This window comes from Streptomyces sp. MS191, from assembly GCF_008042125.1.
Classification (GTDB): Bacteria; Actinomycetota; Actinomycetes; order Streptomycetales; family Streptomycetaceae; genus Streptomyces.
Map to the genome: position 1 here is coordinate 4,869 of NZ_RDBI01000044.1, position 22,217 is coordinate 27,085.

At 74.0% G+C, this 22,217-nt stretch carries 19 protein-coding genes and 3 pseudogenes; 14 read left to right on the plus strand and 8 right to left on the minus strand.

Translation table 11 applies throughout. The features are described 5' to 3' along the window. The first annotated feature begins 415 nt into the window (after window positions 1-415). Window positions 416-751: a glutathione S-transferase C-terminal domain-containing protein gene (locus tag EAO71_RS39710; protein WP_315986604.1), complete on the plus strand. Its 336-nt coding sequence runs from the start codon at window positions 416-418 to the stop codon at window positions 749-751. A 57-nt stretch (window positions 752-808) separates the two neighbouring features. Here EAO71_RS39710 and EAO71_RS21435 read toward each other — a convergent pair whose 3' ends face one another. Further along, window positions 809-1,846: an NAD-dependent epimerase/dehydratase family protein gene (locus tag EAO71_RS21435; RefSeq protein WP_147979446.1), complete on the minus strand. Its 1,038-nt coding sequence runs from the start codon at window positions 1,844-1,846 to the stop codon at window positions 809-811. A 143-nt stretch (window positions 1,847-1,989) separates the two neighbouring features. Between EAO71_RS21435 and EAO71_RS21440 the strand changes: the two genes are divergently transcribed. After that, on the plus strand, window positions 1,990-2,235 hold the full coding sequence (locus EAO71_RS21440) for a DUF5133 domain-containing protein (protein WP_315986605.1): 246 nt from the start codon (window positions 1,990-1,992) through the stop codon (window positions 2,233-2,235). Window positions 2,236-2,326: 91 nt separating this feature from the next. Beyond that, window positions 2,327-4,468: an NAD-dependent DNA ligase LigA gene (gene ligA, locus EAO71_RS21445; protein WP_147979447.1), complete on the plus strand. Its 2,142-nt coding sequence runs from the start codon at window positions 2,327-2,329 to the stop codon at window positions 4,466-4,468. 113 nt (window positions 4,469-4,581) lie between these two features. On the opposite strand, the gene EAO71_RS21450 is transcribed toward ligA, so the two are convergent. Continuing rightward, window positions 4,582-5,922, minus strand: a complete 1,341-nt coding sequence (locus EAO71_RS21450) for a D-alanyl-D-alanine carboxypeptidase family protein (protein ID WP_147979448.1) — start codon at window positions 5,920-5,922, stop codon at window positions 4,582-4,584. Window positions 5,923-6,240: 318 nt separating this feature from the next. Between EAO71_RS21450 and EAO71_RS39025 the strand changes: the two are divergent. The 5 genes and pseudogenes from EAO71_RS39025 to EAO71_RS21470 form a co-directional block, all read left to right on the plus strand. Next, window positions 6,241-8,109: pseudogene (locus tag EAO71_RS39025) on the plus strand (NAD-binding protein); the annotation flags it as partial. 486 nt (window positions 8,110-8,595) lie between these two features. After that, window positions 8,596-9,189: pseudogene (locus EAO71_RS39030) on the plus strand (FAD-dependent oxidoreductase); the annotation flags it as partial. A 163-nt stretch (window positions 9,190-9,352) separates the two neighbouring features. Continuing rightward, window positions 9,353-10,087, plus strand: coding sequence for a D-Ala-D-Ala carboxypeptidase family metallohydrolase (locus EAO71_RS21460; RefSeq protein ID WP_147979450.1), 735 nt, complete (start codon window positions 9,353-9,355; stop codon window positions 10,085-10,087). Window positions 10,088-10,109: 22 nt separating this feature from the next. Beyond that, on the plus strand, window positions 10,110-10,607 hold the full coding sequence (locus EAO71_RS21465; protein WP_147979451.1) for an NUDIX domain-containing protein: 498 nt from the start codon (window positions 10,110-10,112) through the stop codon (window positions 10,605-10,607). A 41-nt stretch (window positions 10,608-10,648) separates the two neighbouring features. Next, window positions 10,649-10,894, plus strand: a complete 246-nt coding sequence (locus EAO71_RS21470; protein WP_147979452.1) for a hypothetical protein — start codon at window positions 10,649-10,651, stop codon at window positions 10,892-10,894. A 104-nt stretch (window positions 10,895-10,998) separates the two neighbouring features. Here EAO71_RS21470 and EAO71_RS21475 read toward each other — a convergent pair whose 3' ends face one another. The 3 genes from EAO71_RS21475 to EAO71_RS21485 form a co-directional block, all read right to left on the minus strand. Then, on the minus strand, window positions 10,999-12,222 hold the full coding sequence (locus EAO71_RS21475) for a cytochrome P450 family protein (protein WP_147979453.1): 1,224 nt from the start codon (window positions 12,220-12,222) through the stop codon (window positions 10,999-11,001). A 219-nt stretch (window positions 12,223-12,441) separates the two neighbouring features. Next, on the minus strand, window positions 12,442-12,888 hold the full coding sequence (locus tag EAO71_RS21480; RefSeq protein ID WP_147979454.1) for a winged helix DNA-binding protein: 447 nt from the start codon (window positions 12,886-12,888) through the stop codon (window positions 12,442-12,444). Then, complete coding sequence (locus EAO71_RS21485) at window positions 12,885-13,367, minus strand: MarR family winged helix-turn-helix transcriptional regulator (protein ID WP_147979455.1); 483 nt, start codon at window positions 13,365-13,367, stop codon at window positions 12,885-12,887. The genes EAO71_RS21480 and EAO71_RS21485 overlap by 4 nt, the downstream gene beginning before the upstream one ends. Before the next feature lie 263 nt (window positions 13,368-13,630). Between EAO71_RS21485 and EAO71_RS21490 the strand changes: the two are divergent. The 6 genes and pseudogenes from EAO71_RS21490 to EAO71_RS21515 form a co-directional block, all read left to right on the plus strand. Beyond that, window positions 13,631-13,849: pseudogene (locus EAO71_RS21490) on the plus strand (cytochrome P450); the annotation flags it as partial. A 261-nt stretch (window positions 13,850-14,110) separates the two neighbouring features. After that, window positions 14,111-14,362 (plus strand): hypothetical protein, encoded by a 252-nt coding sequence (locus EAO71_RS21495; protein WP_147979456.1) that lies wholly within the window; start codon window positions 14,111-14,113, stop codon window positions 14,360-14,362. 134 nt (window positions 14,363-14,496) lie between these two features. Further along, window positions 14,497-15,216 (plus strand): FadR/GntR family transcriptional regulator, encoded by a 720-nt coding sequence (locus EAO71_RS21500; RefSeq protein ID WP_147979457.1) that lies wholly within the window; start codon window positions 14,497-14,499, stop codon window positions 15,214-15,216. A gap of 16 nt (window positions 15,217-15,232) precedes the next feature. Then, window positions 15,233-16,051, plus strand: a complete 819-nt coding sequence (locus EAO71_RS21505) for a sterol desaturase family protein (RefSeq protein WP_222723570.1) — start codon at window positions 15,233-15,235, stop codon at window positions 16,049-16,051. Between the two features lies 1 nt (window position 16,052). Beyond that, window positions 16,053-16,880: a lysoplasmalogenase gene (locus EAO71_RS21510; RefSeq protein ID WP_147979459.1), complete on the plus strand. Its 828-nt coding sequence runs from the start codon at window positions 16,053-16,055 to the stop codon at window positions 16,878-16,880. Between the two features lie 43 nt (window positions 16,881-16,923). Beyond that, window positions 16,924-17,451 carry an HIT family protein gene (locus tag EAO71_RS21515; protein ID WP_261992265.1) on the plus strand — a complete coding sequence of 176 codons (528 nt, stop codon included), beginning with the start codon at window positions 16,924-16,926 and terminating at the stop codon, window positions 17,449-17,451. 74 nt (window positions 17,452-17,525) lie between these two features. Here the strand turns inward: EAO71_RS21515 and EAO71_RS21520 are convergent, their stop codons facing one another. The 3 genes from EAO71_RS21520 to EAO71_RS21530 form a co-directional block, all read right to left on the minus strand. Further along, a complete protein-coding gene (locus EAO71_RS21520; protein WP_147979460.1) occupies window positions 17,526-19,916 on the minus strand; it encodes an ATP-binding cassette domain-containing protein in 2,391 nt (796 codons plus the stop codon). Window positions 19,917-20,088: 172 nt separating this feature from the next. Beyond that, on the minus strand, window positions 20,089-20,541 hold the full coding sequence (locus EAO71_RS21525; protein WP_147979461.1) for a helix-turn-helix transcriptional regulator: 453 nt from the start codon (window positions 20,539-20,541) through the stop codon (window positions 20,089-20,091). Window positions 20,542-20,710: 169 nt separating this feature from the next. Further along, window positions 20,711-22,006: a phytase gene (locus tag EAO71_RS21530; protein ID WP_147979462.1), complete on the minus strand. Its 1,296-nt coding sequence runs from the start codon at window positions 22,004-22,006 to the stop codon at window positions 20,711-20,713. Window positions 22,007-22,217: the final 211 nt, after the last annotated feature.

Below are 22,217 nucleotides of genomic sequence, written 5' to 3' on the forward strand. Positions count from 1 at the left end.
CCTTCGCGAGTCGCACGGACACGTTCCGTGACGGGCCGGCCCGGGACCGAGGTGCGCGCCCGCACCGGATGACGGAAGGTCGAGGCATGAACCCCAGCGAGCGACTGAGGGTGGTCGTCACCGGCGCGACGGGCAACCTCGGCACGAGTCTGGTCCGGGCGCTGGCGCGGGACCCGCGGCCGCCCCCGTCCTGGGCGACGACTGGACCGGCCGGATCGTCAGCACGCACGTCCCCGACATCCTGCGCGACCTCGCCCTGCGGTTCCGCGGTGACGGCCCCGACCTGCTGCCCGAGGGGCGCGAGGCCGAGATCGAGGCGATCGGCGACCTCTGCGCCCGCCGCGTCAACCGGGCGGCCCAGCACGCCGGCGAACTGGGGCTCGACGAACAGGCCGCCCACCGTGACCCGCTCGCCGTGCTCTTCGCGGCGCTCGGCTCGCTGGAGCGCAGGCTCGCCCGCCACGACTACGTCCTCGGATCCGCGCCCACCGCCGCCGACGTCCAGGTGTGGGTGACGCTGGTCCAGCTCGACACGGTCCACCGCTGGCACCTCGACGCCGCCGCCATGGACCGGGTGGCGGACCATCCGGCGCTCTGGTCCTACGCCCAACGCCTCGCCGGGCAGGCCGAGTTCGGGCGTCACCTCGACATCGACGCCCTGGCCGCCGGGCATCGCGCCCACTGCCGCGGCCGGGAGGCGGCGGGCGGCGCGATCCGCATCGTCGACTGGCCCTCCCGCCGCGTGGGCTGAACCCCGGGAGCCGCGGGCGCGTCCGGCAGTCCCGGTCCGGCCCCGCCGAGCCGGGACTCAGCCGATGCGACGCCCCGCGAGCGGCCCGGTGGCGTCGCCGGCGCCCGTGCGGACGCCCCGCAGGAAGGCCTCGAGCGCCTCCAACGAGGTGGTGGACGGCTCCCATCCGAGCTCCCGGCGCGCCCGCTCGGTGGACACCAGGGGGAGGTGGAGCAGCGCGTCGAAGAGGCCGGGGGAGGCGGGGGCCATGCGCAGCCGCCAGGCCGCGGCGAGCGCCCCGCGCACGGCGCCGCGGGGCACCCGCACCGCCCGGGAGTCGAAGAGCCCGGCCAGCACCGGGCCGTCGATCACCGGATCGGCGGCCAGGTTGAAGGGTCCGCGGACGTCGCGGAGCAGGGCCCGCACATAGGCGTCGGCGGCGTCGTCGGTGTGCAGCACCTGGAAGCGCAGACCCGCGAACTCCGGCACCAGAGGCAGCAGTTCCGGTCGCAGCAGCGCCCCGGGGAAGTACCGGCCGGCGAAGATCCGGCGCTGCTCGCTCGCGGACTCCGCCTTGAAGAGGAACCCCGGTCGCATGCGTACCACGCGCGTCTGCGGATGGTCGCGTTCGAAGGTGTCCAGGACCCGTTCCAGATACGCCTTCTCACGGGTGTACGCGGCGCCCGGCCAGCCGTGGGTCGGCCAGGACTCCGACACGCCCGCCCCGGTCTTCGGCCCGGGGGAGTACGCCCCCACGGACGAGGCGTGCACGAGCACCGGCACCCGCGCGTGCGCGACCGCTTCGAACAGCCGCAGTGATCCGAGGACGTTGGTCCGCCAGGTCGCCACGGGGTCGTGGGTGGGCCCGAACGCCCAGGCCAGGTGGACGACCGCGTCGGCGTCCTCGACGTACTGGGTGAGCCGGGGCCCGTCGCGCTCCATCGACAGGTCCACCTCCGCCCACTCGGTCCTGGGCAGCTCGAGCCCCGGCCGGCGCCGGGCGAGACCCAGCACGGAGGCGATCCGCGGCTCCCGCGCCAGCGCCCGGACCAGACTCGTGCCGAGGTTGCCCGTCGCGCCGGTGACGACCACCCTCAGTCGCTCGCTGGGGTTCATGCCTCGACCTTCCGTCATCCGGTGCGGGCGCGCACCTCGGTCCCGGGCCGGCCCGTCACGGAACGTGTCCGTGCGACTCGCGAAGGTGCGCGAGTGCCCCGAACATGTAGCGAGAGAGGGGAGGGGGGGCGTGCCAGGAGGACATGATGTTGCTGCCCGACCGAAACGCGATCGACCGGCTGCTGCGGCACTACCGGAACCAGGAGAAGGTGGTGCTGGCCCGGCCGTGCGACCTGTCGATCCGCCGGCGCCTCGAGGACACCGCGTACACGCTGTGCGTCCTCATGGGCGAGCGCGACGCCCGGAAGGCGGTCCACGCGGCCGAGCGCTACGTCGGGCAGGGCGGCCCCGTGGCCCGGCCCGCGCTGGAGAGCCTGCCGGGCTCCTGACCCGCGAGCGCGCCGGCCCCGCGAGCGGGGACGCGCGGCGGGGCCCGCCCCGCCCGCCGGCGGGGGCCCGTTGTCAGTGGTCACCGGCAGGATGGACCCCATGACAACGACTTCGGTTCTTGCCGATGCCGCCGCGTACGCGCGGGCGGTCGAGGACGCCAAGCAGGCTGCCGCCGCGTACTACGCGGGCGGCACGTCCCCGCTGGACGACGACGCCTACGACCGTCTCGGGCGGGCGATCGCGGCGTGGGAGGCCGACCACCCCGACCAGGTGCGGGCCGACTCCCCGACCGGCAAGGTCGCCGGCGGCGCCGCCACGGGCGACGTGCCCCACACCCGGCCGATGCTCTCCCTGGACAACGTCTTCTCCGCCAAGCAGTTCACGAGCTGGACCGCCTCCCTGGAGCGGCGGATAGGCCGGGGCGTCGAGCGCTGGAGCGTGGAACCGAAGCTCGACGGACTGGCCGTCGCCGCCCGCTACGAGCAGGGCCGGCTCACCCGGCTCGTCACCCGCGGCGACGGCACCGCCGGTGAGGACGTGTCGCACGCCATCGGTACCGTCGTCGGCCTGCCCGAGCGGCTGGCCGAGGAGGTCACGCTGGAGGTCCGCGGCGAAGTCCTCATGACCACCGAGCAGTTCGAGGCGGCCAACCCGGTCCGGGTCGCGCACGGGGCCGAGCCCTTCGCCAACCCGCGCAACGCGGCGGCCGGCACGCTGCGGGCCAGGGACCGCGCGTACCGCGTCGAGATGACGTTCTTCGCCTACGACATGCTGCCGCTGGGCGGGACCGCGGACAGCGGCACCCCGGGTGGCGAGGAGACCGCGGGCGCGCCGGGCGTCGTCGGCGACCCGCCGACGGCGCTCGACGACCGGGCGCACAGCGAACTCCTCGCGTACGCGGCGGTCCTCGGACTGCACACCTCCGCCGCCACCGCCGTCCCCGGCCGCATGGTCACGTGCGCCGAGGACGTGCTGGCCCGGGTGGCGGAGATCGCCGCGCTCCGCGCGGAACTCCCCTTCGGCATCGACGGCATCGTGATCAAGGCGGACCTCGCCGCCGACCGGCGGGAGGCCGGCTCCGGCTCCCGCGCACCGCGCTGGGCCATCGCCTACAAACTGCCGGCCGTGGAGAAGGTCACCCGGCTGCTCGGCGTCGAGTGGAACGTCGGCCGCACCGGCATCATCGCGCCCCGCGCGGTCCTGGAGCCGGTCGAGATCGACGGCAGCACCGTCACGTACGCCACGCTCCACAACCCGTCGGACATCACCCGGCGCGACCTGAGGCTGGGCGACCACGTCATGGTCTACAAGGCCGGCGACATCATCCCGCGCGTCGAGGCGCCCGTCGCCCACCTGCGGACCGGCGAGGAGCAGCCGATCGGCTTCCCCGAGACGTGCCCGCAGTGCGGCTCCGAGATCGACCGCAGCGAGCAGCGCTGGCGGTGCGCGCGCGGCCGTGACTGCCACCTCGTCGCCTCCCTCTCGTACGCCGTCGGGCGCGACCAGCTCGACATCGAGGGGCTCGGCGCGAGCCGGATCGTCCAGCTCGTGGACGCCGGCCTCGTCGGCGACGTGGCCGACCTCTTCACGCTCACCCGGGAGCAGCTGCTCGGCCTCGACCGGATGGGCGAGACCAGCACCGACAACCTCCTGGCCGCGCTCACCGTCGCCCGGAGCCGGCCGCTCAGCCGGGTCCTGTGCGCCCTCGGCGTCCGCGGCACCGGCCGCTCGATGTCCCGCCGCATCGCCCGCCACTTCGCCACGATGGACCACGTCCGGGCGGCCGACGCGGAGGCGATGCAGCAGGTCGAGGGGATCGGCGCGGAGAAGGCGCCGGTCATCGTGGCCGAGCTCGCGGAACTGGCCCCGGTCGTGGACAAGCTGGTCGCCGCCGGAGTGAACATGACCGAACCGGGGGCGACCCCGCCGCCCCCGCCCGGCACCGAGGCCGAGACCCCGGCCGAGGACACGGCGGCGGGCCCGCTGGCCGGCCTCTCGGTCGTCGTCACCGGAGCCATGACCGGCCCCCTCGAAGCCCTGAGCCGCAACCAGATGAACGAGCTCATCGAGCGCGCCGGCGGCAAGTCCTCCTCCAGCGTCTCCAAGCGCACCGGCCTGGTCGTCGCGGGCGAGAAGGCCGGCTCGAAGCGGACCAAGGCCGAGGAGCTGGGCATACGCCTGGTGGATCCGGAGGAGTTCGCCGTACTCCTCGGCGACTTCCTGCCGGCCTGACGGGGGCCGGGGCGACCGGCTGCTCCCGATCGGCCGTCCCGGTGGTGCCGCCCCCTCTCGTGGGGACGGCGCCACCGGGACGTCGTCGCTCACCCTTCTGCGTCCACCTCGCGTCACACCTCGGCGCCGCCGTCCTCACGCCGGGTCGTCCGCCTGCGCCAGACCCAGAGCGTCAGCGCCGCGCCGAGTGCCGAACCCACCAGGGCGAGCGGCAGCCCCGACCACAGTCCTCCGGGAGCGGTCCCGGAACGCGCGGCCTCGTGCACCGCGCCCTGCCCCGGGCCGGACAGGGCTGCCGCCTGGGCCGCGGGCGCGGACGCCCGCCCCGACGGTGACGAGGCCCCGGCCGCAGCCGCGGGCGTCGCCTTGCGCGCGCCGCGCTCCGGACCGGCCTGCGGAGCCGTGCTCCCCTGCGCCTTGCCCTTCACCGCCTGCTCGGCCTGCGTCTTCGCCGGGGACTCGGACCGTGCCCGCGGGGGCTGGAGCGAGCCCACGGGCTGTACGTGGCCCGCCGCCTCGAAGCCCCAGTCGAGCAGCGTCCGGGCCTCCTCGTAGACGGCGCGACCGCCGCCCCACTGCGGATTCATGACCGAGACGACCAGGGTCCGGCCGTCGCGGCGGGCGGCGGCGATCAGGGTGTTCCCGGCACCGCTCGTGTAGCCGTTCTTGACCCCGATGAGCCCGGGGTACCGGTCCACGCCGTCCTCGCCGGTCAGCAGCCGGTTGGTGTTCCGGATCCCGTAGGACCACGATCCGGAGGGGAAGTCGGCGTACCGGGTCGAGCAGTACCGGACGAACGCGGGGTCCCGCAGCCCGGCCCGGCCGAACACCGCGAGGTCGAACGCGGACGAGACCTGACCCGGCGCGTCGTACCCGTCCGGGGACACCACACGGGTGTCGTACGCGCCCAGCGCCTGTGCCTTCTCCTGCATCTGGCGGGACATGGAGTCCCAGCCGCCGTTCATCGCGGCCAGCACGTGGACGGCGTCGTTGCCCGAGCTGAGGAAGACACCGTTCCACAGGTCGGAGACCTTGTACGTGTATCCGGACTGGACTCCGACGAGGCTGCTGCCCGCGCCGATGCCCTCCAGCTCCCAGTCCTCGACGGTGTGCCGCTGCTCGTGGTCGAAGTGGGGGAGCGCGGTGACGGCGAAGAGCGTCTTCAGGGTGCTCGCCGGCGGGAGCCGCCGATGCGCGTTGCGCGCCGCCAGCACCTCGCCCGAATCGGCGTCGGCCACCACCCAGGACAGGGCGGAGAGGCTCGGCACGTCGGGCGCCCCGGCCAGCGGTTGCGCCTGGGTGCCGGTGCGGTAGAGGCGGGCGGGATCGGCACGACGTTCCGCGGGAGGCGTGGGTTCGGTGACGGTCGAGGCCGAGGCCGCCGGTACGGGCAGGGCGAGCAGCAGCGCCACGGTGCCGACGACGGCGTGACGGACAGCAGACTTGACGATCATTCAGCCACCGTAGGAAGCGCTCGGGCAGCCCGCAGATCGAAGTGCGCCGACCGGCGTACAGACGTCGGCCCACAGGGGGGACGGTGCCTCCGGACGGCCGACGAGGCGCGGGGCACCGTCGCGTACGGACCTTCCCGACCGGGCTGCGGAGCTGTCGGCGCGGCAGTGCATGCTGGTGACGTGTCCTCACTCCCGTACCAGAGCAGGCCCGTTCAGCCTCCGCCCGGCGCGCGACCGGCCGTCGCGGCACCGCAGGGCGTGCCGTCCGGCGCGCCCGTGAACCGTCCCGAGCGGCCGTCGCACGCCGTCGCGGGTCACATGATCGTCTGCGGCGACGACGTCCTCGCGCACCGGTTGGCGCGTGAGCTCCAGGACGTGTACGGGGAGCGCGTCACCCTGGTCGTCCCGGCGCCGCGGGAGCCCGCGCCGCGGCCGTCCGTCCGCCCCGGACCGGGTGCGGGGCTCGCCCAGGCGCTGTTCGGCCGGGTCACCGCCGCCGTGGCACGCACCGCTGTCGCGGATCCGCCGGGTACGACCGAGGACCCCGCCCTCCGGGTCGTCGAGACGGCCGAGGTGGACGACACCGTGCTGCTGGACGCGGGGGTGGCGCGGGCCGCGGCGCTCGCTCTGGTCCACGAGGACGACGAGACCAACATCCGTGACGCGCTCGCCGCACGCCGGCTCAACCCCCGGCTGCGGCTGGTCATCCGCCTCTACAACCGCCGGCTCGGTCAGCATCTGGAGACCCTGCTCGACCAGGCGGCGGCCGTCGCGGAGCCCGGCCTCGACCCCGGGCTGCTCGACGCCTCGACCACCGTCCTGTCCGACGCCGACACCGCGGCTCCCGCCCTCGCGGCCACCGCGATCGCCGGTACCAGCAAGGTCGTCCAGGCCGGCGGCCTGCTCCTGCACGCCGTGGAGCGGACCCCGGCGGCCGCCGGGGAGCGTGCCGACCCCGGGCTCTGCACGCTCGCCCTGCTCTCGGCGACCGCCAACGATCCGGCCGGCTTCGAGGGCTCGGAGCTCAGCGGTGACCAGGGCCCGCAGCTGCTGCCCGACGACGGTGCGGTGGCCGCGGCACGCGGCCGCGGCACCGTCGCCCTGGAGGCGATCAGCTACGCCGGGCCGACGCTGCCGTCCAAGCGGTTCGGCACCTCGGCGCTGCCCGTCGCCTCCCTGTTCTCCCGCCGGCTGCGCTGGTCCCTCGCCGGGGTGGCCGCCGCGGTCGCCGCGATCGCCCTCGCCTCCTCGATCGCCACCGGCGATCATCCGCTGCACGCCGCCTATCTGACGCTCCTGGACATCTTCGCCATCGGTGATCCGGCCGTCGGCGAAGCGACGAGCCGCCAGGTGCTGCAGATCCTGGCCGGCTTCGTCGGTCTGCTCCTGCTGCCCGTCCTGATCGCGGCCCTCCTCGAAGGGCTCGGCACCTTCCGCTCGGCGACCTCGTTGCGCCGCCCCCCGCGCACCCTGTCCGGACATGTGGTGCTGCTGGGACTGGGAAAGGTCGGCACGCGCGTCCTGGCGCGACTGCGCCGGCTGAACATCCCCGTCGTCTGCGTGGAGTCGGACCCGGAAGCGCGCGGAGTGGCGCTCGCCCGCCGGCTGCGGGTGCCCACGGTCATCGGGGACGTCACGGAGGAAGGCGTCCTGGAGGCGGCCCGCATCCACCGTGCCCACGCCCTGCTCGCCCTGACCAGCATCGACATCACCAACCTGGAGSCGGCGCTGTCCGCCCGGTCGCTCAAGGCCGACCTGCGGGTCGCGCTGCGGCTCTACGACGACGACTTCGCCACGGCCGTCTACCGCACCCTCCGCGCGGCCCACCCCGGCGCCCTGACCCGCAGCCGCAGCGTCTCGCACCTGGCCGCGCCCGCCTTCGCCGGTGCCATGATGGGCCGGCGGATCCTGGGCGCCATCCCGGTGGAGCGCAGGGTGCTGCTCTTCGCGGCCGTCGAGGTCGCCGGCAATCCGCTCCTGGACGAGCGCAAGGTGTCCGAGGCGTTCCACCCGGGATCCTGGCGGGTCATCGCGCTCACGACGGGCTCCGTCCCGCCGGACCGCCCCCGCGCCGGCTTCGTCTGGCAGCTGGACCCGGACCGGGTGCTGCGACCGGGGGAGCACGTCGTGGTCGCCGCCACCCGCCGTGGCCTGGCCGAACTCCTGGAGCGCGAGCCGCGGGCCGGCGGCATCCCGCGGCACTGCGCGCACGGCGGCTTCGGCCCGTTCGACGGGCCGGCCTACGCGCGGCACGCGGTCCTTGCGGCACTGCGGGCGGGCGCCACGATCCGTACCGGTGTCACGGCCACCGGCTGGTCCGGGCCGCTGACGCTGGACGTCACCGCTCCCACCGGCCTGGAACGGATCACGGCGCGGGCGGTGGTCCTGGCGACCGGCGCGCGGGAACGGCCGCGCAGCGCACGGCTGATCCCGGGGTCGCGGCCGGCCGGGGTGCTGACGACCGGCGAACTCCAGCAGTCCGTCGCCCTGTTCGGGCTGCGCGGCGAACGGCTCGGCCGTCGTGCGGTCGTGGTCGGCGGTGAGCCGGTGGCCCGTCACGCGGTCGGTGCCCTGCGCCGGGCCGGGCTCGACGTGGTCGCGATGGTGACAGAACTGCCCCGGGGGCCAGGCCGGTTCGGCGCCGTCACACCACCGCCGCTGGTCACCGGTGCGACCGTGACCGAACTGCTGGGCCGCGGGCGGCTCACGGGTGTCGGGGTGCTGCGCCGAGACGGGCGGCGGGGCGTGATCCGCTGCGACACCGTCGTCCTCACCGCCGACTGGATCCCGGAGCACGAACTGGCCCGCTCCGGTGGGGTGCCGCTGGACCCGGGGACCCGGGGACCCGCCGTGGACGGTGCGTTCCGTACGGCGTCCGCGGGCGTGTTCGCCGCCGGCAACGTGCTGCGGGGCGTGGAACCCGCGTCCTCGGCCGCGGCCGAGGGGCGTGCGGCTGCCGACGCCGTGCTGGACCTGCTCGCCGGGCGGGCCGCCGGGGACTCCGGTCCGCCGGTGGTGGTCGAGGAGCCGCTGAGCTGGGCGTCGCCCAACCGGATCACGGGCGCGGGCCACGCCCGTCCGTTCCTCGTCCGGGCGGCACGGCCGCTCATCCGGCCCGTGGTGACGGTGACCCAGGACGGGCGCGTGCTGGACCGCCGACCCGTTCAGGGGACGGCGCGGCCGTCGCGATCGCTGCGGCTGGGGGCGGAGTGGTCACACGCGGTCGATCCGGCCGGCGGGCCGGTGCTGATCCGGGCCGACGACTGAGCCGTCCGGCGTGCCCGCCCCCTGCCCCTGCCCGTCCGGGAAGGATCGGGCCCGTCAGTGGCCTGGTCCTGTGGCATGTGTACGGACCCGTTGACCACCCCTCCTTCCGCACCTCATGCTCATGACAGAACCTCTCACATCCCTTCTTCCCCACGGAGGTGTCATGGTCCGGCGCACGGTCAGATCCCTGCTCGGCCTGGTCCTGCTGGTGGTCACCGCCCTCGCGGGCACGGTCGCCACGTCGGGTACCGCCCACGCGGACGAGTGCTACACCTGGGGCCGAACGCTCTCCTCCGGCATGTCCGGGGCGGACGTGACGCAGCTGCAGATCAGGGTGGCGGGCTACCCCGGCTACGGCGCCGTCCTGGGCGTCGACGGCGACTACGGCCCGGCCACCAAGGCCGCGGTGACCCGCTTCCAGCAGGCGTACGGCCTCGCCGCCGACGGTGTCGCGGGACCCGCGACCTTCGCCAAGCTGTACGCGCTGCAGGACGCCGACTGCACGCCCGTGCACTTCACCTACGCCGAGCTGAACAAGTGCAACGGCGACTTCTCCGGCGGCGCCGTCGGCGCGGCCACCGCGAAGTCCAACGCCCTGCGCGCGATGTGGAAGCTGGAGGCGCTGCGCCACGCGCTCGGGGACGTGCCGATCTCGGTGAGCAGCGGCTTCCGCTCGTACGCCTGCAACTCGGCGGTCGGCGGCGCCTCGGACAGCCGGCACCTGTACGGCGACGGCATCGACCTGACCGGCTCGCCCTCCCTGTGCACGCTGGCCAAGCAGGCCCGCAACCACGGATTCAACGGGATCCTGGGCCCCGGCTATCCGGCCCACGGCGACCACGCCCACGTCGACACCCGGTCCTCCCGCTTCTGGTCGGCGAGCAGCTGCGGGATCTGAACCGGTCGGCCAGACTGACCGCATGCAGGACAAGCGCAGCGCCGGGCTCCTTCTCTTCCGCGAGGCGGCGGGCGGTGGCATCGAGGTGCTCATCGGTCACATGGGCGGACCGTTCTGGGCGTCCAAGGACACCGCCGCCTGGTCCGTCCCGAAGGGCGAGTACGGCCCCGGGGAGACCCCCGAGGCCGCCGCCCGACGCGAGTTCGAGGAGGAGCTCGGCCTGCCGGCGCCGCCGGGCGAGCGGATCGCGCTCGGCGAGACGCGGCAGGCGAACGGAAAGACCGTCACGGTCTGGGCCGTCGAGGCCGATCTCGACCCGGCCCGGATCGTTCCGGGGACCTTCACCATGGAGTGGCCGCGCGGCTCCGGCGTCCGCCGGGAGTTCCCGGAGATCGACCGGGTCGGCTGGTTCACCCCGGAGCAGGCCGCTCCGCTCCTGGTGGCCGGTCAGCAGGTCTTCCTCGAACGCCTGGTCACGCACCTGACCGGGCGGGGCGAGCCTCCATTGTCAGACCCGTAGGAGAGGGTGGAAGGCGCCAATCTGTCGAGAGGGAGCCCGACATGACCACGATCACCGCCCGTGAGCGCGCCGCTGCCCAGGCGTACCTTCGTCTGCTGGAGTCCACGCAGGCGGTCCTGACCGATCCGCGCCTCGCCCCGTACGCCGGGGCGATGCTGACGAATCCCATGGCCGAGGCGGACGCGGCCCTGCGGGCCGCCGGCCTCGACGGCAACGAGGCCCATCTCCTGCACCTCGTCTCGGCCCTGCGCGCGTCCCCCGCGGAGGAGCGCGGCAGGGCGGGGTGAGGCTCGGGCCGCCGCCACCGGAGGGGCGGGCCCTGCTGCCCGGCGTCATCGGGAGGAGGGCAGCGGGCGTCGGTCCGGCCGAACCGGGAGGACGACAGCCGTCGTCAGCCCAACCGCACCGGAAGCGTGCGGACGCTGTTGCCCACGAAGCTCGCGTGGCGGGTCAGCTCCCCCTCGGGGACGGCGAGGTCGAGGTCCGGGAAGCGGGTGAAGAGCGCTTCCAGCGCGAGGGTGGCCTCCATGCGGGCGAGCGGCGCGCCCAGGCAGTAGTGCGGTCCGTGGCCGAGGGACAGGTGCTTCGCCGCGGGGACCCGGGTGATGTCGAAGCGGTCGGCGTCCGGGCCGTGCGCCTTCGTGTCCCGGCCGGCCGCCGAGTACCCGGCCAGGACGGGGGTGCCCCGGGGGATGAGGGTGCCGTCGACGGTGAGGTCACGGGTGGGGTAGCGGAACGGGAAGTAGCTGACCGGGCTGTCCCAGCGGAGCGTCTCCTCCACCACCGCCGCCCAGTCGGCGCGCCCCTCCGTGAGATGGGTGAGCTGCTCGCGGTGGGTGCACAGGGCGCGGACGGCGTTCGTGATGAGGTTGAGCGTCGTCTCGTGCCCGGCGATGATCATCAGGACGAGCGTGCCGATCAGCTCGGCCTGGCTGAGCCGGTCGCCGCCGTCGTCCCGGGCGGCGATGAGCGCGCTGGTCAGGTCGTCGCCGGGGTTCCGTGCCCGGTCGGCGGCGATGGCGGCGAGGACCTCGGCCAGTTCGCGGTTGGCGGCCATGGCCTGCTCGGGTCCGATGTCGGTGGCGACGACCTGGCTGCTCAGCTGGTGCAGGCGGTCCTGGTGGGCGGCGTCGACACCGAGGAGTTCGCAGATGACGCCGAGCGGCAGCGGCAGCGCGTAGTGCCGGCGCAGATCGGCCACGCCGCCTCCGTCCCGGGCGGCCTCGGCGAGGCCGTCGAGGAGGGACGCGGTGACCGACTCGATGCGCGGTCGGAGCTCCTCCACACGGCGGGCCGTGAAGGCCCGGCTGACCAGGGAGCGCAGGCGGCGGTGGTCGGCGTCGTCGGCGGTGGTCATGCCCTGCACGGTGGCGAAGGTCCGCAGGGGCCAGCCGTCCGGGATGCGCCCCTCGGAGAGCGCGGTGAAGTGGTGTGCCCCCTTGGCGACTTCGGGATGGGAGAGGAAGTCCCGCAGCGCGTCGTGTCCGAGGACGGCCATGCCCTCGACCTCGCCCGGCAGCACCACCGGAGTCACGGCTCCCTGCGCGAGCAGCCGGGCGTTGGCCGCGTGCGGGCAGCCGCCGGCGGGGTCGAGACGGTGGGGCGTGGCGTTCAACGGGCACTCCTGACTGCCGAGGCGGGCCGGACTGGGCGCGTGGGCGGTCAGATCCTACGGTCAACCGGCCTTCCGGCGAACCCCGTTGCGCACGCCGGCCCGTCGGGACGGCGGCCCGGCTGGTGCCGGGAGGCCCTGCCGGGCGCGTACGGAACCGGGGGCGCCCGGCGGATCGCGCCGGGCCGGCCTCGTCGGCCGCCGGAGCCCTGCGGAAGGGCCTCAGGCGCCGGCCAGTGCGGCGTTCGCGCGGTCCGTGACCAGCGTCAGCACGCGGCCCGCCGCCGCGAGATCCTCGGCCGGAATGCCGGCGTACAGCCGGGCGGAGATCTCGGCGCTCGCGGCGGCGGCACTCTCGTACCGCTCCCGCCCGGCGTCCGTGAGCCGCAGCCGGGAGGCGTCCGCGGGGTCCGCTTCCAGCAGCTCCGCGGCGGTCAGCTCCCCGATCACACCGAGGACGACCGACGCGTCGATCTTCAGTGAGCAGGTGACCTCGCCGACGAGCTCGTCACGGCCGACGGACCCGCCCGCGACCACGACGGCGCGGAGGGTGACGTTCTGATGGAAGGTGGCACCGTGCTGTGCCAGCACGTCCTCCAGGAGGGCACGCGCGGCGTGGTGCGCCAGGGCGACGACGCGGGCGTTGACGGCGGGTGCCGTGGTGGTCATGACTGCTCCTCTTCGTGCTCCGTGTACGGATCGAGTGGTGCGTCGAGCAGGGTCGCGAGCTCACGGGCGAACTGCCGTGCGCGCGGGCCGTCCTGTCCCCCGAGCGGCTCCAGCAACTGGTCCAGGAGACCCTGGACCACCGTGATCGCGCGGGCGGTGACCTCGCGTCCCGGCTCCGTGAGCGACAGCTGCATGGCGCGCGGGTCGTCCGGGTCCCGGGTGCGGGCGACGAGGCCGGCGGTCTCCAGGGCGCGGACGAGCTTGGAGACGTAGAGCGCTTCGAGCCCCGTGTGGTCGGCGAGCCGCCGCTGGCTCGGCCGCAGCCCGGACCGGGCCATACCGTACAGCGACGCCATCACCACGTACTGGGCATGGGTCAGGCCCAGAGGCCCGACCGCCCGGTCGACGGCCACACGCCACTTCATCGACAGGCGCCAGACGAGGAACCCCGCGGTGGCGCGCTCATGTGCGGAACTCATGAGAGATACAGTACATGGCTACTATGTACATGGCTACTATTCTTCCCGGGATGCGAGGCGTCAGCCGCCTCCTGGCGATCGGGCGTGTCCGCGCCGAGGGACGGGCCGTCGCCGTGGAGCTCACCGCCCGCGCCGGAACGGTGCCCGCCGTCCACCGGGTCGAGGGGGTGAGCCAAGCCGCCGCGACCGTGTTCGCCGACACCGTCGACGCGGAGAGGCACGAGGACACGAGCGGGCCGCTCGGCAGGTCGGGGGGCGGGAACGACGGCGGCGACCGGCTCAGCCAGGCCGAGCTGATCGGCACGCTCGTCCTGATGATCATCGCCGGGCACGAGACGACGCTCAACCTCATCACGAACGCCGTCCGCGCCCTGTGCACCCACCGCGAGCAGCTCACCCATCTCACGGAGGGGCGCGCCGACTGGGCGGCGGTGGTGGAGGAGACGCTCCGCTGGGACAGCCCGGTCAGCTACTTCCCGTTCGGTCATGGCGGCACTGTCCCGTGGATCAGGCGGGGCTGACGCCTCGGCATATGCCCAAGGTTCTTTCGCGCACGACCCTGTTGCATCCGTGGCCCCCGGTGGCAAGGTGTCCCTGCGCGTTCCCTCTCCGGGGGTGGACTGCGAGGACCGCGCAGGGACACCTTGCCACCGGGGGCCACGGATGCAACAGGGTCGTGCGCGAAAGAACCTTGGGCATATGCCGAGGCGTCAGCCCCGCCTGATCCACGGGACAGTGCCGCCATGACCGACCCGGTGCTGGAACTCCTGCGACGACATCCGGAACTGGCCGCCCTCGCGGCCTTCCCGTTCCAGTTCGATCTGGAGCGCGCAGATCACGTCGAGGACGTGCACCTGGCGGCCGGCGCCGGGCTCGCGCGGGCGACGGCGGCCCACGCGCGTCGTCTGCTGGACCTGATCGGCGAGGAGTCGGCGAAGGAGCCCGCTCCGCTGTCCACGCGGGCGACATGGGCGGTCGCGCGCCTGTGCGCCTGACCCCACGGCGAGGCACCCGGGGCCCGAGCGTCCCGCCGGATCCTCGGGGCCCGGCGGAGCCGTTTCCCCGGCTCCGGAAATTCCACTGGTCCAACCAGTTGACCAGTGCTCGTGGCGCGTCCACTCTGATCGCCATGACCCAGGAACGTCAGGATCCCATCCGGCGCGAGGCCGTCTCCGACCAGCTCTACGGGCTGCTCCGGGACCGGATCCTCGCCGGTGCCTACGCCGCCGGCGACGCGCTCACGGCGGAGCGGGACCTCGCCGCCGAGTTCGGCGTGAACCGCCACGCCGTCCGCGAGGCGGTCAAGCGCCTCCAGCAGGCCCGGCTCGTCGACGTCAGCCACGGCGGCCGGACGCTGGTCCTCGACTGGCGCCGCACCGCCGGCCTCGACCTCGCCGTCGGCATCGCGCGCGCCGACGACGATCACAGCCTCGACGGACTCGCCCGCGACGCACTGGAGATGCGGGCCTGCATCGGCGCGGACGCGGCCCGGCTGTGCGCGCTCCGTTGCTCCCGGGAGACCGCGGCCCGCATCGTCGACGCCGCCGGCCGCTACACCCAGGCGGGCCCCGACCTCGCCGCACTGGGCGCCGCCGACATCGCCTGGTGGCGGCTGATCGTCGAGGGCTCCGGGAACCTGGCCTACCTGCTGGCGTTCAACAGCCTCGTCAACGGCTCGCTGCCCATCGCGGACGTACCCATGGACCTGCGCACCGCCGAACTCCTCGACGTCGACGCCCACCTGCGGCTCGCCGCCCACATCGCCGCCCGAGAGCCCGAGCAGGCCGAGCGCCTGGCGGGCGAGCTGCTCGCCCGCAGTGTCCCCGTCACCGGAGAGGCGGTGCGCTGACGTGATACCCGCCGTGATGTACGCGATCCCCGCCTTCGTGCTGCTGGTGGCGGTGGAGGCGCTGTCCTACCGCTTCCTCCCGGACGACGACGAACGCGGATACGAGATCCGCGACACGGTCACGAGCATGTCCATGGGAGCCGGAAGCCAGGTCATCGGCCTGCCGTGGAAGGTGATCGCGGTCCTCGCCTACGCCGCGCTCTACTCCGTGTCCCCCTGGGAGCTCTCGCCCTCCTCGGTGTGGACCTGGGTCCTGCTGTTCTTCGCCGACGACCTCGCGTACTACGCCTTCCACCGCGCCCATCACCGGGTACGCGTGCTGTGGGCCAGCCACTCGGTGCACCACTCCAGCGTCCGCTACAACCTCTCCACCGCGCTGCGCCAGAGCTGGACGCCGATGACGAGCCTGCCGTTCTGGCTGCCGCTCGCGCTGCTCGGCATCCCGCCGTGGATGATCCTCCTCCAGCAGTCCGTGAGCCTCGTCTACCAGTTCTTCCTGCACACCGAGCGGGTCGGCACCCTGTGGCGCCCGGTGGAGGCGGTCTTCAACACGCCCTCCCACCACCGCGTCCACCACGGCTCGAACGACGTCTACCTGGACCGCAACTACGGCGGCATCCTCATCGTCTGGGACCGGCTCTTCGGCACGTTCGCGCCCGAGGGCGAGCGCGTCGTCTACGGACTGACCAAGAACATCGACACCTACAACCCGCTGAAGGTCGCCATCCACGAGTACCGGGCCGCCTGGCGCGACGTACGGACGGCACGGCGCTGGCGGGACCGGGCCGGGTACCTCTTCGGCCCGCCCGGCTGGACCCCCACGACGGAGGCCTGACATGGCGACACCCGACCGAGCCTCCGGGCCGGGCACCGCCGAGGGCGGCTCCCACCGGCCGCCCCCGCTCCTCGCGGCCTTCGGACTGCTGGCCGTCGTCGAGATCACCGCCGTCGCGCTGCGCTGGCCGGCCCTGCAGTGGGCCACCAAGCCGCTGCTCGCACCGGTGCTGGCCCTCCACCTGTGGCGCCGCACCGGTGGCCGGCACACGCGCGTGCTCGCCGGCCTCGGCTTCGCCACGCCCGGGGACGTGGCGCTGCTGGTCCCGGGCCCGGCCGCCTTCGGGATCGGCATCGCGTTCTTCCTGGGGGCACAGCTCTGCTGGATCTCCGCGTTCGTCGAACAGGGCGCCGTGCCCTACCTGCGCCTCCGCCGCAAGCTCTGCCTCGGGTACGCGGCCGTGTGGGCCGGCGCGGTCGCGGCGCTCGTCCCGTCGCTCGACGCGGTGCTGGGCGGTGCGATCGCCGTGTACAGCATGGCGCTGGTGGGCATGGCCCTGACGGCGCACGTCATGGGCCCGCGAGCCGCTCTCGGCGGCGGGGTGTTCGTGCTGTCGGACCTGCTGATCGGCCTCGGCGCCGCGGGCCTCGACTTCACGGGCCGTCCCGTCCTCGTCATGACGACGTACGCGGCGGCCCTCGCCCTGCTCACCACGGCCTTCGCCGACGACCGTGGTCCGGTCGCCGGCCGGACGGCTCCGGCCGACCTCCCGGGCCGGCGGGAAGAGGACGGTACCGAACGGGCCGCCGTGCCCGCGCACGGTGACCCGGGCGCGGGCGCCGACGGCACCGGGCCGGGCGGCGCGGGGATCAGCGGCACCGGGCGATGAAACCACGCCTCCCCGGGGGCGCGGGTGTGATGGGGTTCCCGTCATGACGGACGAATGGCGCACGGACCGCATCGGCAGCGCACTGCGCGGCGACAACCCCACCGTGCTGCGGAGGCTCGACTCCGGGTTCGCGGTGATCGGCGACGTGCAGTTCCTGCCGGGATACGCAGTGCTCCTCGTCGACGAGCCGCACGTGCAGCGGCTCTCCGACCTGCCGCGGGCCAGGCGGCTCTCGTTCCTGTCCGACATGGACCGGCTCGGTGAAGCGGTCGAACGGGCGTGCCGGCGACTGGACCCCGCCTTCCGGCGGGTGAACCTGGAGATCCTCGGGAACACCGACCCGTTCCTGCACGCGCACGTCTGGCCGCGCTACGCGTGGGAACCGGCCGGGCTCGTGGGGCGGCCCGTCTGGCTGTACCCCGACGACCGGTGGAGCGACGAGCGGTACCGGCTCGGTCCCGCGCACGAGGAGCTGCGGTCCGAGATCGGCCGGGAACTGGACGGGTCCGGGCCGTCGGACGGGGGATCCGGGCCGTCCGGCGGAACACCGACGGTTCCGACGGGGACCTGACGGCCCCGGCCCTCCCCGCCGACGGGTACGGGTCGGCGGAGGGGGCCGGGGACGGGTGCGCTCCGCGTGGGCCGTCAGGCGCCCACGTACGCCGCCAGATGCTCGCCCGTGAGCGTGGAGGCGTCGGCGACGAGGTCCGCCGGGGTGCCCTCGAAGACGACCCGGCCACCGTCGTGGCCGGCGCCCGGCCCGAGGTCGATGATCCAGTCGGCGTGCGCCATCACCGCCTGGTGATGCTCGACCACGATGACCGACTTCCCGGAGTCGACGAGCCGGTCCAGCATCCCGAGCAGCTGCTCGACGTCGGCGAGGTGCAACCCGGTCGTCGGCTCGTCGAGCACGTAGATCCCGCCCTTCTCGGCCATGTGCGTGGCCAGCTTGAGGCGCTGACGCTCGCCGCCGGACAGCGTGGTGAGCGGCTGGCCGAGGCTGATGTAGCCGAGGCCGACGTCGGCGAGCCGGGCCAGCACCCGCTGCGCGGCCGGCGTGGCCGCCTCGCCCTCGCCGAAGAACTCCACGGCCTCCGTCACCGACATCGCGAGCACCTCACTGATGTCCCGCCCGCCGAGGCGGTACTCGAGCACCGACGGCTGGTAGCGCTTGCCCTCGCAGTCCTCGCACGGCGAGGCGACGCCGGCCATCATCGCCAGGTCGGTGTAGATGACGCCCGCGCCGTTGCACGTCGGGCAGGCGCCCTCGGAGTTGGCACTGAACAGCGCCGGCTTCACCCCGTTGACCTTGGCGAACGCCTTCCGGATCGGTTCGAGCAGACCCGTGTACGTCGCCGGGTTGCTCCGCCGCGAGCCGCGGATCGGGGTCTGGTCGATCGACACCACGTTCTCGCCGGCGGGGATCGACCCGTGGACGAGGGAGCTCTTGCCCGACCCCGCGACCCCGGTGACGACGGCGAGCACCCCGAGCGGGACGTCGACGTCCACCTTGCGCAGGTTGTTCGTCGTCGCGCCGCGGATCTGCAGGGAGCCGGTGGGCGTCCGTACGGTCTCCTTGACGGCGGCCCGGTCGTCGAAGTGGCGGCCGGTCACGGTGTCGCCCGCCCGCAGCCCCTCCACGGTGCCCTCGAAGCAGACGCCGCCGCCGGCCGTACCGGCGCCGGGGCCGAGGTCGACGACGTGGTCGGCGATCACGATGGTCTCCGGCTTGTGCTCCACGACGAGCACCGTGTTCCCCTTGTCCCGCAGCCGCAGCAGCAGGTCGTTCATCCGCTGGATGTCATGGGGGTGCAGGCCGGCGGTGGGCTCGTCGAAGACGTAGGTGACGTCGGTGAGCGAGGAGCCGAGGTGCCGGATCATCTTGACGCGCTGCGCCTCGCCTCCGGACAGCGTGCCCGCCGGCCGGTCCAGCGCCAGGTAGCCGAGACCGATCTCGACGAAGGAGTCGAGCGTCCGCTGCAGCGCGGCCAGCAGCGGCGCCACCGACGGCTCCTTCAGCCCGCGGACCCACTCGGCCAGGTCGCTGATCTGCATCGCACAGGCGTCGGCGATGCTGATCCGCTTGATCTTCGACGACCGCGCCCCCTCGCTGAGCCGGGAGCCGTCGCACTCGGGGCAGGTGGTGAAGGTGACCGCCCGCTCCACGAACGCCCGGATGTGCGGCTGCATGGCCTCCTTGTCCTTGGACAGGAAGGACTTCTGGATCTTGGGGATCAGCCCCTCGTAGGTGAGGTTCACCCCCTCGACCTTCACCTTGGTGGGCTCCCGGTAGAGGAAGTCCTGCATCTCCCTCTTGGTGAACTTGCGGATCGGCTTGTTCGGGTCGAGGAGGCCCGACTCGGCGTAGACCCGCACCGTCCAGAAGCTGTCCGACTTCCAGCCGGGGATGGTGAACGCGCCTTCGGCGAGCGACTTGGAGTCGTCGTAGAGCTGGGTGAGGTCGATGTCGGAGACCGATCCGCGGCCCTCGCAGCGCGGACACATGCCGCCGGTGCGGTTGAAGGTCGCCTTGACCGTCTTCTTCGCGCCGCGCTCGACCGTGATCGCGCCGCTCGCCCGGACCGACGGCACGTTGAAGGCGTACGCGCTCGGCGGGCCGATGTGCGGCTTGCCGAGCCGGCTGAAGAGGATGCGCAGCATCGCGTTGGCGTCGGTGGCGGTGCCGACCGTGGAGCGCGGGTCGGCGCCCATCCGCTGCTGGTCCACGGTGATCACCGTGGTCAGCCCTTCGAGGACGTCCACCTCGGGTCGCGCGAGCGTGGGCATGAATCCCTGGACGAAGGCGCTGTAGGTCTCGTTGATCAGCCGCTGGGACTCGGCGGCGATCGTGTTGAAGACCAGCGAGCTCTTGCCCGAGCCGGACACCCCGGTGAACACCGTCAGACGGCGCTTCGGGATCTCGATGCTGACGTCCTTGAGGTTGTTCTCGCGTGCGCCGTGCACCCGGATCAGATCGTGGTTGTCGGCGACGTGCGACGCGGACGACTTCGTGGTCGACCTGGCGGCCCTGCTCATCGTGTCTCCATCTGTCGGGCGGGGAGCCTTCCCCGTCTCCCTGTCGTTCGGCGTCGCCCGGCTCGATCCGGCCCGTCGCGCACGGGGCTCCGCGTGCGTCGGGCGGGCCCGGCCCGGTCAGTGGGGCCGGGGGCCCGTTCCCCGGTGCGGCGCGAAGTCCATGACGGCCACGCTAGCCGCGGCCCGGAGACCGCGCTTCTCGATTCCTGATCGGTCGCGTGACCTGCTTCGACACGCACGAGGGCATCTCGGGCGACGGCGTCGCCGTCTCCCGCCGGTAGGCGCTCGGCGGCATCCCGACCAGCTCGGTGAAACGACTGCTGAAGGTGCCCAGCGAGGCGCAGCCGACCTCGAAGCAGACCTCGGTGACGCTGAGGTCGCCGCGGCGCAGCAGCGCCATCGCGCGCTCGATGCGGCGCGTCATGAGGTAGCTGTAGGGGGACTCGCAGTAGGCGGCCCGGAACGCGCGGCTCAGGTGCCCGGCGGACATGTGCACGCCACGAGCGAGGGCCTCCACGTCCAGGGGCTGCGCGTACTCCCGGTCGATGCGGTCCCGCACACGACGCAGCCGTGCGAGATCGCGCAGGCGTTCCTCCGTGGATGGTCTGCTGGTCACCCTTGGCATCGTGCCACAGCGCCGGGCACGGGACCGGGGAAGTCGTGATCTGCGGCCGGTCCGGTCCGGCCGGACGCCCGTCGGGCCGCGCCCCGGCCCGGGCGGCAGGAGGTGCGGCCCGACGGGGCGGCGGGTGCGGCCCGGGTGCGGTGCGAGGTCGGCCCGACGGGCGGGCGGGTCAGTCCAGCGCCTCGGTCACGTCGCCCAGGTCGACGAACTTGAAGCCGGTGGCCTCGCGGTCGCCGTCCCCGGGGGTCTCCCGCCCGTCCTGGACCACCAGCAGGCCGTGCGGGTACGCGCGGCCGAGCGGCGCGCCGAGCACGGCGGCGCCGTCGCAGACCTCGGAGCCGTCGAGGGCGGCCGACGCCGCCGTGACGCGGAAGCCGCCCTCGTACTCGTTGCCCTCGGCGAGCTCCCGGTCGTACGCGGCGAAGGTGTCGTCGCCCTGGCTGGAGGCGAGGAGGTAGCCGTCGCCGTCCGGCTCCGTCAGCAGGGTCAGGCCCTCCACGTCGGCCGTCAGGTGCGTGCCGCCGTAGCCCGGGTCGGCGCCGGGCGTGCACTCCTCGGTCTCCTCGTCGTAGGTGCCGGGAACGCCGTACTCGCGGACCTTGTCGACCATCCGCGGCGTGCCGGTGAGGTCGGCGCGGACCCGCCAGATGCCGACGTCCTCCTGGCCCGCGTACAGCACGCCGGCGGCCGGGTCGACCACCATGCCCTCGACCTGGGGCAGCTCGCCGGGTTCGGCGCACGGGGTCCAGGCCGTGCCGTCGGGCAGCTTGAAGGAGGACGGCAGGTCCAGGGTCCGCACCGTCCGGTAGGTGACGGTGCCGGCCGGGGTGGCGAGCAGCTCCAGCAGCGCGATCCGGGTGCGGTTGCGCCGGCTGACGAGCGCGTAGGCGCGTCCGGTCCGCGGATCGGTCCAGGTGGCGAGGCCGTAGGCGGTGGCCTGGTCGTTGGTCTCGGCCTGGTCGGCGGAGAAGACGGGCCGTGCGGCGGGGTCGGTCACGTCGCCGAGCGGGCCGCCCGGGCGGTCGCGGTCGATCCGGTAGATCCGCAGGCGGTCGTTGCCGCGATCGGTGACCACCGCCAGATCGGCCTTGCGGCCCCCCAGGCCGAGGCCGTGCACGAGGTCGACGTTGTTGAAGCGGCCCGGCGCGTCCTCCGGGCCGGGGCCGGCGGGAGCGGCGACCGACTGTATCTCCCGGGCGTCCAGGTCGTAGACGCGCAGTCCGCCCTGCTTGGCGGTGGCGATCACCAGGCTGCGCCCCGGAGCCGCCGCGTTGCGCCAGATGGCCGGGTCGTCGGCGTTGGCGTCGCCGCCCGCCGCGTCGTCGAACAGGGGTGCGGTCTCGGCCCGCGGCTGGACGGCGGCGAGATCGGCGGCGCCGGTGGCCTCGGCGGGCAGCGCCGCCCCGACCGTGACCACGGCGGTCAACGCGAGCGCTGCGGTCCGCGACAGCAGACGTGTCGTCATGGGTCCTCGTCTCCAGTGGGGTTGACGGTGCGGCGCACACGCTCTCGCGGGCGGGCGGCCGCCGGACGTCGCAGGACCGACCTGGACCCCGAGGCCGGCGAGCACGCCGAGTGGGACAGCGGGCAGACGGCTGCCGGTCGTGGCGGTGCGGCTGCCAACCGGCCCCGCGAGGGGTCCAGCTGCGTCGACCCACATCCCGAGCCGGCACGGC

Coding starts and splice junctions, on each gene's coding strand:
- EAO71_RS21440 (WP_315986605.1), top strand. CDS start 1,990: ATGATGTTGCTGCCCGACCGAAACGCGATCGACCGGCTGCTGCGGCAC.
- EAO71_RS21505 (WP_222723570.1), top strand. CDS start 15,233: ATGTACGCGATCCCCGCCTTCGTGCTGCTGGTGGCGGTGGAGGCGCTG.
- EAO71_RS21485 (WP_147979455.1), bottom strand. CDS start 13,367: ATGAGTTCCGCACATGAGCGCGCCACCGCGGGGTTCCTCGTCTGGCGC.
- ligA (WP_147979447.1), top strand. CDS start 2,327: ATGGACCCCATGACAACGACTTCGGTTCTTGCCGATGCCGCCGCGTAC.
- EAO71_RS21460 (WP_147979450.1), top strand. CDS start 9,353: ATGGTCCGGCGCACGGTCAGATCCCTGCTCGGCCTGGTCCTGCTGGTG.
- EAO71_RS21530 (WP_147979462.1), bottom strand. CDS start 22,006: ATGACGACACGTCTGCTGTCGCGGACCGCAGCGCTCGCGTTGACCGCC.
- EAO71_RS21510 (WP_147979459.1), top strand. CDS start 16,053: ATGGCGACACCCGACCGAGCCTCCGGGCCGGGCACCGCCGAGGGCGGC.
- EAO71_RS21500 (WP_147979457.1), top strand. CDS start 14,497: ATGACCCAGGAACGTCAGGATCCCATCCGGCGCGAGGCCGTCTCCGAC.
- EAO71_RS21520 (WP_147979460.1), bottom strand. CDS start 19,916: ATGAGCAGGGCCGCCAGGTCGACCACGAAGTCGTCCGCGTCGCACGTC.
- EAO71_RS21470 (WP_147979452.1), top strand. CDS start 10,649: ATGACCACGATCACCGCCCGTGAGCGCGCCGCTGCCCAGGCGTACCTT.
- EAO71_RS21495 (WP_147979456.1), top strand. CDS start 14,111: ATGACCGACCCGGTGCTGGAACTCCTGCGACGACATCCGGAACTGGCC.
- EAO71_RS21450 (WP_147979448.1), bottom strand. CDS start 5,922: ATGATCGTCAAGTCTGCTGTCCGTCACGCCGTCGTCGGCACCGTGGCG.
- EAO71_RS21525 (WP_147979461.1), bottom strand. CDS start 20,541: ATGCCAAGGGTGACCAGCAGACCATCCACGGAGGAACGCCTGCGCGAT.
- EAO71_RS21465 (WP_147979451.1), top strand. CDS start 10,110: ATGCAGGACAAGCGCAGCGCCGGGCTCCTTCTCTTCCGCGAGGCGGCG.
- EAO71_RS21515 (WP_261992265.1), top strand. CDS start 16,924: ATGACGGACGAATGGCGCACGGACCGCATCGGCAGCGCACTGCGCGGC.
- EAO71_RS21480 (WP_147979454.1), bottom strand. CDS start 12,888: ATGACCACCACGGCACCCGCCGTCAACGCCCGCGTCGTCGCCCTGGCG.
- EAO71_RS21435 (WP_147979446.1), bottom strand. CDS start 1,846: ATGAACCCCAGCGAGCGACTGAGGGTGGTCGTCACCGGCGCGACGGGC.